This window comes from [Lactobacillus] rogosae (assembly GCA_900112995.1).
GTDB classification, from domain to species: Bacteria; Bacillota; Clostridia; order Lachnospirales; family Lachnospiraceae; genus Lachnospira; species Lachnospira rogosae.
Map to the genome: position 1 here is coordinate 93265 of FONU01000005.1, position 14416 is coordinate 107680.

General features: G+C 36.2%; 12 protein-coding genes. 1 reads left to right on the plus strand and 11 read right to left on the minus strand.

Going from position 1 to position 14416, the window contains the following annotated elements; translation table 11 throughout:
* Positions 1-11: 11 nt before the first annotated feature.
* From BM157_RS02095 to BM157_RS02120, 6 genes are all read right to left on the minus strand, one after another.
* Positions 12-2012: a DNA topoisomerase gene (locus BM157_RS02095; RefSeq protein WP_090139773.1), complete on the minus strand. Its 2001-nt coding sequence runs from the start codon at positions 2010-2012 to the stop codon at positions 12-14.
* Positions 2013-2094: 82 nt separating this feature from the next.
* Positions 2095-2679: a 5'-deoxynucleotidase gene (gene yfbR / locus BM157_RS02100; protein ID WP_055306078.1), complete on the minus strand. Its 585-nt coding sequence runs from the start codon at positions 2677-2679 to the stop codon at positions 2095-2097.
* A 222-nt stretch (positions 2680-2901) separates the two neighbouring features.
* The gene (asd, locus tag BM157_RS02105; protein ID WP_055174209.1) at positions 2902-3990 is read right to left on the minus strand and encodes an aspartate-semialdehyde dehydrogenase; all 1089 of its coding nucleotides are present in this window, start codon (positions 3988-3990) and stop codon (positions 2902-2904) included.
* Positions 3991-4142: 152 nt separating this feature from the next.
* On the minus strand, positions 4143-4733 hold the full coding sequence (locus tag BM157_RS02110) for a metallophosphoesterase family protein (RefSeq protein ID WP_022502112.1): 591 nt from the start codon (positions 4731-4733) through the stop codon (positions 4143-4145).
* Between the two features lie 19 nt (positions 4734-4752).
* Positions 4753-6687, minus strand: coding sequence for a BMP family ABC transporter substrate-binding protein (locus tag BM157_RS02115; protein ID WP_055174208.1), 1935 nt, complete (start codon positions 6685-6687; stop codon positions 4753-4755).
* 20 nt (positions 6688-6707) lie between these two features.
* Positions 6708-8483: a GGDEF domain-containing protein gene (locus BM157_RS02120; RefSeq protein ID WP_055306079.1), complete on the minus strand. Its 1776-nt coding sequence runs from the start codon at positions 8481-8483 to the stop codon at positions 6708-6710.
* Between the two features lie 309 nt (positions 8484-8792).
* On the opposite strand from BM157_RS02120, the gene BM157_RS02125 reads away from it, so the two are divergent.
* The gene (locus tag BM157_RS02125; RefSeq protein ID WP_022502115.1) at positions 8793-8972 is read left to right on the plus strand and encodes a DUF4250 domain-containing protein; all 180 of its coding nucleotides are present in this window, start codon (positions 8793-8795) and stop codon (positions 8970-8972) included.
* Between the two features lie 130 nt (positions 8973-9102).
* On the opposite strand, the gene clpB is transcribed toward BM157_RS02125, so the two are convergent.
* The 5 genes from clpB to queD all read right to left on the minus strand — a co-directional run bounded on the left by clpB (position 9103) and on the right by queD (position 14403).
* The gene (gene clpB, locus BM157_RS02130; protein WP_022502116.1) at positions 9103-11700 is read right to left on the minus strand and encodes an ATP-dependent chaperone ClpB; all 2598 of its coding nucleotides are present in this window, start codon (positions 11698-11700) and stop codon (positions 9103-9105) included.
* A 221-nt stretch (positions 11701-11921) separates the two neighbouring features.
* Positions 11922-12599, minus strand: coding sequence for a 7-cyano-7-deazaguanine synthase QueC (queC, locus tag BM157_RS02135; RefSeq protein ID WP_055174205.1), 678 nt, complete (start codon positions 12597-12599; stop codon positions 11922-11924).
* Positions 12565-13152, minus strand: a complete 588-nt coding sequence (gene folE / locus BM157_RS02140) for a GTP cyclohydrolase I FolE (RefSeq protein ID WP_318255749.1) — start codon at positions 13150-13152, stop codon at positions 12565-12567. The genes queC and folE overlap by 35 nt, the downstream gene beginning before the upstream one ends.
* Before the next feature lies 1 nt (position 13153).
* Positions 13154-13897: a radical SAM protein gene (locus tag BM157_RS02145; RefSeq protein WP_090139815.1), complete on the minus strand. Its 744-nt coding sequence runs from the start codon at positions 13895-13897 to the stop codon at positions 13154-13156.
* An 83-nt stretch (positions 13898-13980) separates the two neighbouring features.
* Entirely contained in the window at positions 13981-14403 is a 423-nt protein-coding gene (gene queD / locus BM157_RS02150) for a 6-carboxytetrahydropterin synthase QueD (RefSeq protein WP_090139777.1), read from the minus strand.
* Between the last annotated feature and the right edge of the window lie 13 nt (positions 14404-14416).

Consider the following 14416-nt stretch of genomic DNA (forward strand, 5'->3'; position numbering starts at 1 on the left):
AACTTTCCTCCTTATTTATAATTTTTTGCGGTCTCATTAAATAACGTAACAAGCTGTGCCTGATTACGCAGGTCTTTAACCGCTAATGTTCTTCTTCCAACAAAGCCTGACAGCTTCTGCATATATTCGTCGGCGGTTATACTTCCCTCAGCAACATATGTAAGCCCCTTTTCCCAGCTTGCTGTAAGTTCAGGATTTAACAACTGCTTAATAGAATTATCGACAACATCATATATTATTTCACCAAGCAGGGTAGGTGTTATTATCTGGGTCTTGGTATTAGTAAAAATGTATTGGTTGGAGTTAAGCTTTTTAAGTATCTCTGCTCTTGTTGCACTCGTACCAATTCCACTACCCTTTATCTGTGCCCTTAATTCTTCATCTTCTATTAACTGCCCTGCATTTTCCATAGCAAGAATAATTGAACCCGAATTGTAACGCTTAGGTGGCGATGTTTCACCTTCCTTTATATTAAATTCCTTAAATGATATCGGCGAACCTTTTTTTAAGCTTTTAAGACTTTCTATCAGTGATGTATCTGCATTTTCCTGGTCATCTTGATTTTTATCTGTATCTGCCATCTTATTCCTTCCGAATGAATTCTTCGCAACCTTAAGGTAGCCCTCGTCTACAAGCACTTTAAATGTAGCATAAAGCTGTTCATCTTTTACAACTGAGGTAATGCTCACCTTCTGGTATATAGCCGCTGGATAGAATATGCTCAGAAATCTTCTGACAATTATCTCATATGTCTTCTGTGCAGTTGATGATAACGATGATAAACTTCCAAATCCCTGTCCTGTAGGAATAATGGCATAATGGTCAGTTATTGCTTTATCATTGCAATACCTCGTCTTCTCAATTCCTTTGTACATATTACTATCTAATATCTGCTGTGCATACTCTCTGGCTGGTGCATAATTTCTTAGGCCTCCTATATTCTTGTATATTTCCTTACAGACAGCAGTTGATAGCACTCTCGCATCTGTTCTTGGATATGTAACAAGCTTTTTTTCATATAACTCCTGAATTATATTAAGTGTCTGGTCAGGACTTATCTTGAATAATTTACTACATTCGTTCTGTATTTCTGCAAGATTATACAATAACGGAGGATTTTTTGTTTCCTTTTTCCTTGAAGCTTCCTTTACAACGCCCTCTGCAGGGAGTGGTTCTGATAAAATATCCACAAGCTCCCTTGCTTTATCCTTATCCTTAAACCCATTATCCTTATATAGATATGGTGTATTATAATATCTGCTTGCCTCACACACTCTCCACTCGACATCAAATGTATGATCATTAATATCAGCTGTTCCAATAACCCTGTAGAATGGTGTCTTGACAAAGCTTCTTATCTCTCTTTCCCTTCTTACAACCATTCCCAGAACACAGGTCATAACACGCCCAACAGACACAACTGCCCTGTCAAGATGAAGATAATTGGCAATATTTCTTCCATATTTTAATGTAAGAACCCTCGAAAAATTGATACCCATAAGATAATCTTCTTTTGCTCTTAAGTATGCAGCATCACTTAGATTATCATATTCTGATATATCTTTAGCGGTATTAATACCTTTAAGAATCTCTTCTTCTGTCTGGGAATCAATCCATACCCGCCTTTCCTGCTTGTCCTTTACCTTGGCTTCCTGCCTTACAAGCCTGTATATATATTCTCCCTCACGTCCCGAATCAGTACATACATATATTGTATCAACATCAGCTCTGTTTAAAATGCCTTTTACTATATTAAACTGCTTCTGAACAGCTGGAATAACTTCATATTTAAAAGTCTGCGGAATAAATGGAAGTGTATCAAAACTCCACCTTTTCAATTTCTCATCATAGGCATCCGGATAACTCATTGTAACAAGATGTCCAACACACCATGTAACTATATGATTATCCGCCTCAAGATAACCATCTTTTCTTTTAAAATCCGTATGCAGTGCCTTGGCAAATTCCTGTGCAACACTCGGTTTTTCCGCTATATATACGGATTTTCCCATATCATCACTCCATTCTTTATACTATTTTTCACTATCTGACAGATAGATTTTTAATATTAACGCTATTATTTATAAACCATAGCTATTTTGACTCATCTAAAGTCTTAAAAAATGCTGGTATATATTCTTTCATATAATAATCAGCTTCTTTTATCTTCATATCCCTAATAGAATTATATATTGTCTTTTCTGCCTCAAGAAAATCGCAATTCCCCATTTTCTTTTCCTCTATACACTTTATATAAGCTGAAATTCTGTCAGCTGCTTTAACATACTCCCATAATCCTGCTTCATTTTCTGTTTCTAAAAGAAGCCCTTCATATCTTGCCCTTAGAACTTCTGGAAGTCCTGATAACATCTGCTCATTAGCCACCTGCTCGACTTCTTTATACGCATTTCTTATATATGGACTGTAATACTTAACAGGCGTTGGCATATCCCCTGTAATTATCTCTGTCACGTCATGATACATTCCAAGTACCGCAAGACGTTCTGCATTAATATCCCCACCAAACACTTCATTATTAATAACACCAAGTGCATGTGCAATAAACGCAACTTCAAGACTATGCTCGGACAAATTCTCATTGCGTGTATTTCTCATAAGTCCCCATCTGTTGATATATTTCATTCTTGACAGCATTGCGTAAAAATAATTATTCTTCATATTTCATACATCTCCACGCTTCCATATATTTATAATATTATAAGATATATTGTAAGTTTTTGCAAATTCCGTATAATTTTCCAAATAAATAAGGAAGATAATCAGGCTCAACGCCTTTTCATCTTCCTTATATATTTATTAATCTTAATAACTATTAATTGATGGCTCACACTAAACCGCCTGTCAATATTATAGCTATTATATACTAATTATTCTGATATCTTATTTAGCTGTAATGTAACCCTGAGCCTTAAGAAGTTCTGCACATAATACAGCTCCACCTGCTGCTCCTCTTAATGTATTATGTGAAAGACCTACAAACTTGTAATCAAATACACTGTCTTCTCTTAATCTGCCAAGTGAAATTCCCATTCCATGCTCATAATTAACATCAAGCTTAACCTGTGGACGGTCATCTTCTTCAAGATACTGGATAAACTGCTTTGGTGCTGATGGAAGATCAAGCTCCTGTGGTGCTCCCTTGAAGTTTCTCCATTTTTCGATAATCTGTTCCTTAGTAGGCTTCTTACCAAAGTTAACAAATACTGCCGCTGTATGTCCATCAAGAACTGGAACTCTTAAGCACTGGCAAGTAATAACTGGCTCAGCAGCAGGAACGATTTCACCATTCTCAACTGTACCAAGAATTCTAAGAGGTTCTTTTTCTGACTTTTCTTCTTCTCCACCGATATATGGAATTATATTTTCAACCATCTCTGGCCACTGTTCAAATGTCTTACCAGCTCCAGAAATAGCCTGATATGTAGTAGCTACAACAAGCTTTGGCTCGAATTCCTTAAGAGCTGCTAATGCTGGTGCATAACTCTGGATTGAGCAGTTAGGCTTTACAGCTATAAATCCTCTTGTAGTTCCAAGTCTCTTCTTCTGTGCCTCTATAACCTTAGTATGTTCTGGGTTAACCTCTGGAAGAATCATAGGAACATCTGGTGTCCAACGATTAGCACTATTGTTAGATACAACCGGAACTTCTGCCTTTGCATATCTTTCTTCTAATGCCTTAATCTCTGCTTTTGGCATATTAACTGCACAGAATACGAAATCAACCTTAGATACTATCTCATCAAAGTCTTTATCCATATCATATACAGGCATCTTCTTAACGAATTCTGGCATTGCTGTCTGCATCTTCCAGCGTCCCTCAACAGCATCTTCGTAAAGCTTTCCTGCTGAACGTCCACTTGCTGCAACTAACACTACATCAAACCAAGGATGATTTTCAAGTAATGTTATAAATCTCTGACCTACCATGCCTGTACCACCAAGGATACCAACTCTTAACTTCTCGCTCATTATAGTCCTCCAATTATTGTTATTCTAATTGCCTGAAAACAATTTGCGCGTTTTGTCTTTCTGTGACGTACATTTGTTTTTCATTGCTTTGACAATACTATCATAACTGTAATTATATTGCAAGGGCTTTTTAATGATAAATTGTATAAAAATCAATATTCAAATATATACCTGTCATATCCGTTAATTATAGTTGTGTTATTATACTGCTCCTCTCTTTGGAATTCCCTTGAATAATTCAAATGTACATGCCCGTGTATGAAATATTTGGGACTATATTTGTCAAGTATATCAACAAATGCTTCAAACCCCTTATGTGGATTATCCTCACCATCACCAAGCCCTGCCGCCGGAGAATGTGTAAGCAGTATATCAATGCCTTTCTTTACCTTTATCTTAGGCCACATCATAGCAGCCCTTTTCTTCATCTGATTCTGTGTATACTGGTTAATACCCTTCTTGTATCTGATTGAACCGCCAAGTCCCATAATTCTTATTCCATTGTATACATATATCTTATCTTCTATACATATACAGCCTTCTGGCTCTTTATCTGCATAGCCATCATCGTGATTGCCTCGCACATATAATATAGGCACTTTAGAAAATGAAGCAAGAAATGACAGATAATCTGCTTTTAAATCTCCACAAGACAATATAAGGTCTATTCCTTCAAGCTTCTCTTTTTCAAAATAATCCCACAGGTACTTTGACTCAACATCAGCTAATACTAGTATCTTCATAACCTTTTAACTTTCCTCACTAATCGTTCACATCTATAATTCCCTGATTGATAACAAGCATTTTTGAATTATCATCAAGTTCTTCATATTCTGGTACTCTGCCAACAACATTATCAAGAAGCCAATCCATTTCAATAATCTCATCAGGATCAAGTTCTTCGTCTGGCTTATTGTGCACCTTTCCATCCTGATCCTTTAATTCACCCGTAAATGGCTTGAACTCACCTTTTACTATTGCTTCCCTTATAAGCGATGTAACCTTTTTCGTTTCATCAGGAACTGCACCGCCATATATTATGTCAATTGCACCAGCAGACATCCCCCACCAGTAATTAAGTGCTGATACCTTATCTCCTTCTTCTTCCTTCTTCCACGAACCACTTAATATGCTCTGTATAAGCTTCTCGTAGAACACACCCCAGTGCCATACAGGCATTGCCAGATGCTTTACCATACCTGAGTCCGTTACATAAAGACCGAACTTTCTTGATGTCTTCTTAGGTGTTATCATATCCTGATCTGAAATACAGTTAATACCCTGTTCTGCAAATCTTGCTTCTATGTCATTGTCTTTAATGCCACTCCATTCAACATATACCTTAACATCAGGATTTACCGCCCTTGCCCCCATAGCAAAAGCATTAACATTAGCCATAACACCATACAACGGACAGCTTGCAACATAACCAATCTTGTCACTCTTTGCCATAACCCCAGCTATAACCCCCGTCAGATACTTAGCCTCATACATTCTTGCATAATAAGTTCTTATATACTTATGCGATATATTAAGCGAACAGTTAAGTATCTTAGCCTTTGGATGTGCTATTGCCTGTTTAAGACTTGCATACATCATAGATGGCGATGTTACAAATATAAGATCCGTATTATCATCAATAAGCCTCTGGATGGCATTATAATCATCTTCCTTTGGTCTTACATTAGTAATACTGACTGTTTCTATCTGGCTTCCAAAGGTTTCATCAATATACTGTCTTCCCAATTCGTGGGCATAACACCACTCAGATGTCTGTGGTGTATTCTCGTATATAAATCCAACCTTAAGCCTTTTATTAGCCTCTCCTCCTGACCTTGGGAGAAGATAACTTAATATATTCTTCTTGGCTGGCTGTGTTGTAACCGGATCCATTCTTAAATCTACTTCGCTGTTATCTGATAATAATTCAAATTCAGCCCAGGTCTTAGCTACATTTTTATCCATCTGCTCCGGTGTCATATGGCGTACTGTATCATATCCGTGAATATGAATAAATCTTAAAAAAGCATCTCCAACCGGATAATCAAATCTGTCACCGCCTCTTGATTCATAAGCTGTTCTAAAGTTAAGATAACTTGATACCAAATCCCTCTTGTCATCTTCATCCATTGGCTGTCCCGGAGTAATTCCAACAAGCTCCATAAATGTTATGAAGCTGCCCTCTTTGCTAAAATATATATCATTAATCTTGGTAGATTTATAAAAATCCATAAATTCATAATATATCTTAACATCAGGATTGTCAGACTTCCTAGGCACTTTACGGATAACCTGTGCATTTACCGTCACCGCATTAAAATATTTAAGAACACTAACTCTCTTGTTACCCTCAAGAACGTAGAATTTATTCATATATTCATATACTTTAACAGGGTCTCTTATTCCCTCATTAACCTGACTGTCACTAAGTGATGCCCATTTAGCTGAGAACTCACTTCCCCATTCAAGAATAGGCATCCAGTTATCTGCAAATGCATTAGTTCTGCCTGCTGTACATGTACCAACAACAAGCCTTAAAGGTATCTGGTCTATTCCAAGACTTACTTCTGAATCTATCTGTTCTTCATCCATCATACTTTCCATAACTGGAAGATATGGATATTTACCCTTATTGACACACGCATTATATTCTCTTTTTCCAAGCTTAAGAGCACTCATATAATCCTGTACTGACATATTAATCCTCCATTCTTACATTACAACACACTTGCAATAACCTTAGTAAGTGTCATTATATAGTTCTTGTCTGATTCATTCCATCGAAAACCTTTATTGAATGTATCATACGATGCAATTATATTATCTCCTGCCTGATTGGTAAAGTAACTATATATCATTCCACCGATATTACTTTGAATTGTTTCATCATACAGCTTCTTGTTAAATGACTCTATATTCGATGTGTACACAATTGTCATATAGTGGTTCTTATCAAACATTCCTAAGAATTCTTTAGTATTAACTATATCATTAATGTCTGGAAGCTTCACATAATTACCATAATATTCAATAAGCCTGCCAGTTGTTCCATTATATATCCTTATGCCATCAATCTCAAATGCTTTACAGGCTCTCTGTAATACATTATCAAGTACACTGCTTCCATTCTTTATAAGATTAATAGACATATCAGCAACTTCCTGTGCCAGTGTTTCACCTTTTTTAATAGGTGCCATAGAAAATCCTTTTCTTCCCATATCATCAAGAAAATCGCCGTGTTTCTGTGCATCATATATAATATATCTGTTCTTTCCTTTATTCTTGGCAATATAAAGGCATTTATCAGCCTTATTAAATAATGAGTCATAATCACTTCCATTGTCTGGATATTTACACACACCCATAGAAAGAGTAACATCACAGCTGTTCTCTCCCTGCCCTAACTCCGCCCTTACTTTCTGCTTGATAAATGTAAGTATAGAACGCAGCTGGCTTTCCTTAGTTATCCAATTCGTAAATATAAAGAACTCATCTCCTCCAAATCTTCCAACAATACCTCTTCCATTAAGTGCGCTGTTAATAATAGCGGCAACTTTTAATATAACTTTATCCCCATACAGATGCCCATATGTATCGTTGACATTTTTAAAATTATCTATATCTATCATAGCCATATAATGTATATCTTTATTAGTTGCAATTGAGTCCTGCACATATTCCTTGCAGGCTCTTTTATTAAGAAGCCCTGTAAAGAAATCCTTCCCCTCCTGTGTGGCATAATAACTGACCTCATTCTGCTTATCAATTGACTTGATAATCCCAATTACAACCCTGTCTCTGTTATTCTTATATGTAAGCTTACAATCAATGTTATATACAACAAGCTTGGACATATCTGTAATAAGCGGTCCTGTAATCTCACCATTAAACCCCTCATTAGCATTACGGACTTTATTAACAAAATCTGTAAAATCCTGCTTTTGTCTTGCATTATTTAGATATTCCATATACACCTTTTCGAATTTATCCAGTGTCATCTTGCATATTATCGTTGCCTTGAAGCTTCTGTATATATATAGGGAAAACATATCTGTTACGGTATCATAATCAAACATATAATCATTATACATTGACAAATATGTCCTGTATTTGTTCACATCATTATGAAGCCTTGTATATTTCTTCTCCATCATAAAAATGTTAACTACATTCATATCTATAACCGCCTCTTCATTAATGATATTCCCATGATTGGCAAGGCTCATATGAACAAGAAAATACTGTCCGTCACCACCTTTTATACACGTTATAATTCTCTGGGACTGACCTGATTCTTTCAGACTCTCACATACATTTTTAAATTCACCCACATAATCAGGATGTATCATCTCTGTGATAATAATATTAACAAGCTTTCCTGCATAATTATAAAAATAGTCATCTGCAAAAAGCACAAGATATGAAGAATTAAATGATGCCATACAATACATCATTGATGATTTGTTATTATAAATATCCTCTGATATTAACATATGTCCCCCATCCGTAAATTCCTATAAAACCACTGCACCCTATAGAAATCCACCTCTTTATACAACCTAAGACCATACAGCATATAAACCATACAATCCTGATATAAATATTGTATTAAATCCGCTAATATTATATTAGTAATTTTGCACTCTATTTATATGAATAATAGCACGTTTTTTATTACTTGTAAACTAATTGTGTATTTATTAACATACATTTCAATTACAATTTGCATATGCCTTTAGAGCGTCGTATTATAATTCTTGTTACCAATATAGACATATAAAATGTATAGAAATGAGGATTTTATGAATAATTTACCTAAAGACCCGGTTATGCTTCTTAGCTTTGTTAACATGCAGTTAAGGGATAATTACAGCTCACTCACAGAATTATGTAAGACTTATATGGTTGACGAGAGCAGTATCACAGACAAACTCACCGCTATCAATTATGTATACAATCCTAAGACTAACCAATTTGTATAATTATTAAAAAAGCTATATGAAGGCTATAACAAATGTCCGATTTATTCAAAACATTTATTACAACCTTACATATAGCTTTCTTTAAGTATATATATTAAATATACCGCTTTAAGTTACCTAATGAAGTAAATTATGATTTCATATCTTTAGCAACTAAAGTACCATTTTCACAATCTATAAGAATCTTGTCCCCTGTCGATACATCGCCGGCAAGTATAAGCTTAGCGGCAAGTGTCTCAACGCTCTTCTGGACATATCTCTTAAGAGGTCTTGCACCATACATTGGGTCAAAACCATGGTCAACGATATAATCTTTAGCTGTATCAGATAATACAACCTTAAGTTCCTTATCTTCGAGTCTTCTGTTGACATCATTAATAAGAAGGTTAATAATACTTCCTATATTATCCTTATTAAGAGGTTTGAACATAATAATCTCATCAAGACGGTTCAGGAATTCTGGTCTGAAGCTGTTACGCAGATCTCCCATAACAAGTTCCTCAACCCCCTCTTTAATATTACCATTCTCATCAATTCCATCAAGAAGGTAGGTTGAACCGATATTACTTGTAAGAATTATGATCGTATTCTTAAAATCTACTGTCCTACCTTGTGAATCTGTTATACGTCCATCATCGAGAACCTGAAGAAGCACATTAAATACATCAGGGTGGGCTTTTTCAACCTCATCAAACAATACTACTGAATATGGTTTCCTGCGGACTGCCTCTGTAAGCTGTCCACCTTCATCATATCCTACATATCCTGGAGGAGCTCCGATAAGTCTGGATACTGAATATTTCTCCATATACTCCGACATATCAAGCCTTATTATATTATTCTCATCATCAAACAGACTCTCTGCAAGTGTCTTTGCAAGCTCTGTCTTACCTACACCAGTTGGTCCTAAGAATAAGAATGAGCCAATTGGCTTGCTTGGATCTTTAATACCAGCTTTAGACCTGATAATAGCTTCTGTAACCTTGGTTACAGCCTCGTCCTGTCCAACAACTCTCTTATGAAGAGTTTCATCAAGATTAAGTGTCTTCTGCCTTTCTGACTCACTTAACTTGGCCACTGGAATACCTGTCCATCTTGATATAATCTTAGCTATTTCTTCTTCTGTTACATTCTCGTGTACTAAAGAATCATCGCTTCCATCTTTCTTGGCCTTGGCTTCTGCTTCTTCAATCTGCTTTTCTATCTGTGGCAGCCTGCCATACTGAAGCTCTGCTGCTTTCTCAAGATTGTATTCTCTCTTTGCCTGTGCAATCTGGTTATTAACATTTTCAAGTTCTTCTTTTAACTTGCTGATATTATCAACCTTTGTCTTGTCAGAATCCCATTTAGCCTTCTGTATGCCAAATTCTTCCTTAAGTTCTGATAACTCTTTTCTTAAAGCTTCAAGTCTTTCCTTACTAAGATTATCAGTTTCCTTCTTTAAGGCTGCCTCCTCAATTTCAAGCTGCATAATCTTACGCTGCATTTCATCAAGTTCTGCCGGCATTGAATCAAGTTCTGTCTTAATCATTGCACACGCTTCATCTACAAGATCAATTGCCTTATCTGGAAGAAATCTGTCTGTTATATATCTGTCTGATAACACAGCCGCACTTACCAAAGCACCATCATTAATCTTAACACCGTGGAATACTTCGTATCTGTCCTTAAGCCCCCTTAATATAGATATTGTATCTTCAACTGTTGGCTCATCAACCATTACAGGCTGGAAACGGCGTTCAAGTGCTGGGTCTTTTTCAATATACTGTCTGTGTTCATCAAGTGTTGTCGCACCTATACAATGCAGCTCACCTCTTGCGAGCATTGGTTTAAGCATATTACCAGCATCCATAGAACCCTCTGTCTTACCAGCACCTACAATTGTGTGAATTTCATCGATAAATAATATAATCTGGCCTTCTGACTTTTTAACCTCATCAAGCACAGCTTTTAATCTTTCCTCAAATTCACCTCTGTATTTAGCACCAGCCACAAGTGCACCCATATCAAGAGCAAATAACTTCTTGTCTTTAAGACTCTCTGGCACATCACCTTTTACAATTCTTTGTGCAAGTCCTTCAACAACTGCTGTCTTACCTACACCTGGTTCACCGATAAGAACCGGATTGTTCTTAGTCTTTCTTGAAAGAATTCTTATTACATTCCTTATTTCCTGATCTCGTCCGATTACTGGATCAAGCTTGCCGTCGGCTGCTCTTTGTACCAGATCCGTAGCGTACTTATTGAGTGTATCGTAAGTTGCCTCTGGATTGTCTGATGTAACTGTCTGGTTGCCTCTTACAGTAGCAAGTACTGAAAGAAAGCTCTCCCTGTTAATTCCATATGTCTTAAAGAGCTGCTTTATTGCTCTGTTAGGTGCTGCTATAAGTGCAAGCATCAAATGCTCAACTGACACATAAGAGTCGCCCATTCTCTTGGCTTCATCTTCTGCATTGACAAGTACCTTATTAAGGTCATTGCTTATATATAACTTAACATCACCTGATACCTTATTCTTCTGATTAAGAAGTTGTTCAATATTCTTTAAGAAAATGTCTTTATCAATATTCATCTTCTCTATAAGGTTAGCTATAAGACTATCTTCAATAGTCATAAGGCTATAAAGAAAATGTTCCTGATCAATCTCCTGATTACCATAATCATAAGCTATCTTCTCGCAGTTATTAATCGCTTCGATTGATTTCTGTGTAAACTTCTGAATGTTCATACAATTCACCTCTTTCTTAACCCCAATTATTGTTCCCTTGGAAATAAAGATTATCAGATAACACTTTAAAGACCAATTGTAATTCTTTGAACAATTTTTCATTACTTTTCTTCTAAAATGCTCTTTTCTCATTTCCTATTACAGGTTATATCACTTGTTGTTAGCACTGTCAACAGGTGAGTGCTAATTATTTTATAAAAAATATATAAACCCTGCGTTTTTTATAACGCAGGGTCTTTTACTCCATTAGCCTCAAATGCCTTAGCTCTGTCTATACACGTTCCACACACGCCGCAAGGCTTATCTGCTCCTTCATAACAGCTCCATGTATATTCATAAGGGACTTTTAAATCAAGTCCGATTTTTACAACTTGTGATTTTGTCTTATTAATAAATGGAGCTTCTATCTTTAACTGCTTACCACTTCCAAGATATATCGCTTCATTCATTGCCTTGTTAAATTCATCACTACAATCAGGATATGCACTTCCTGCCGCGTCATCACTGTGTGCCCCATAATATATAACCTCACACCCTTTAGAAAGTGCTATGCTTGCCGCACTTGAAAGGAACAAGCCATTGCGAAACGGAACATAAGTTGACACAGGACTTCCGTTAGTCTTTTTAATCTGTTCTGCATAAGACTCCTCTGGTATCTCTTTATCAGAATGTGCAAGCAATGAACAATCACTATACTGGAATATCTTTTCAAGATCCAATGATATATGCTCAACACCATAATATTCAGTTACCTTATCAGCTGACTCAATTTCCTTTGTGTGCCTTTGTCCATAATATATTGACAGTGCCACAACATTTTCCGCACCATACTTATCGACTGCTATTCCAAGGCACGTTGTACTATCAACGCCACCACTGCATAAAACCATTGCTTTCATTAGAAAACCTCCCTCTTAATGTCTGTGTATATGTTTTTGTGTTGGTCTTTTTTATTCCTCTTGCTGTCATACAGCTGTGACAGCCCTCTATGAATACAGCAACATCTTCTGAACCTGTTACTTTGCATATTACATCTGCTATGTCTGAACCTATACGTTCCTGTAACTGCAATCTCTTTCCTACCATATCAGCTATTCTAGCTATCTTGCTAAGACCTATAACCCTGCCTTTAGGAACATATGCTACTGTCACTTTCATATCGTACATAAGTGCAATATGATGTTCGCAATAGCTGAATATATCTATATCTTTTACAACTACCATATCACCGTATCTTGATGTGCCCTCGTCATCCACATCTTCTGCAAATGTCTTATCAAACATATCCGCTATTTCATCATTAGAATACTTCATTCCTTCAAAGACTTCTTCATACATTCTTGCAACTCTGTCAGGTGTTTCTTTCAGTCCTTCTCTGTCCGGATCATCTCCTAATGCCTCAAGAATTCCTCTTATATGAAATCTTATAGCTTCTGAATCTATTTGTTTCAATTTATACTCCTTTCTTATCTGGCGACCAGATGAATTTGTGGAGCTGGAGCTGTACTCTTGCCCCATTAATCAAATTATCCTTCATAAAATCCACGATTGTTACAGGTTCAATCTTTCCAAATACAGGACTAAAATATACATAGCATTTTTCTGTAAGATTATATTGTCTTATTATTTCTAATGCTCTCTTTAAATCTTCTTCACTGCTTACAACAAATTTAACAGTGTCCTGACTTTGAAGGTTGTTAAAATTATCAAGCTTCATATATTGTTCCATATTGCTTCCAGCAAGCTTGTAATCTGCTGTCATTGATAATCTTTCCATTTCATCGTTAACCTTATCATAAATATCGTTTATGACCTGACCATTCATAGCTGTAGTAAGGTTATCCTTAACATTTTCTCTTACCTTATTAATATCAATGCTTCCATTGGTTTCTATCTCAACATTTCTGCCACTAATCAGAAGCTGTGCTATAAGCTTGTCTATCCCTGCCTGAATAAGCGGTTCTCCACCTGTAAGTGTAACATTGTCAATCTTAACATCTTCCACTGCCTTAACAATATCAGACACACTCATCTTAGCTGCCTTAGCATTAACATCATTTGCCCATCTGGTATCACAGTAACTGCAGTCAAGATTACAACCTCTGAACCTTACAAATACAGCAAGTTCTCCTGCTCTTACACCTTCTCCGTTAATGCTAGCAAAATGTTCTACGACATTAAATATCTGTTCGCTCATATGTTCCTCATTTCTGTATATATTATATTTATGTATATACATCTAATCCTATTTCTGCGTACCTTGCATTTATGTATATACGTCTAATCCTGTGTATAAGAGGCAGCATTATTTGGTGTCTCATAAACAGTTATCTGTTTCACCCTGTATCCTCTGCCGATCATTTTATCATAAAAATATTTCGCCATATTCTCTGCTGTTGGTCTGAAAGTAAACTGTATTATCCTGAAATTCTCATCCTGTAAAGCCTTCAGTGTTGTTTCCTTTAAACTGCCAGTTTCTATAATAAGGCAATGGTCTAAGTAATCTACGATTTCCTTTAAATCTTTCTTTAAATCTCCAAAGTCAACATACATTCCTCTGTTCTGTCCTGTTGTTTCAAGTTCATCACTTGATACCTCTGCTACAACTCTCCAGCGGTGTCCGTGTATGTTACTGCATTTGCCCTCATAGCCGTATAAGAAATGTGCGGCATCGAAGCTGTGTTCTGTTTTTAATGTGTACATATCTGCTCCTTAG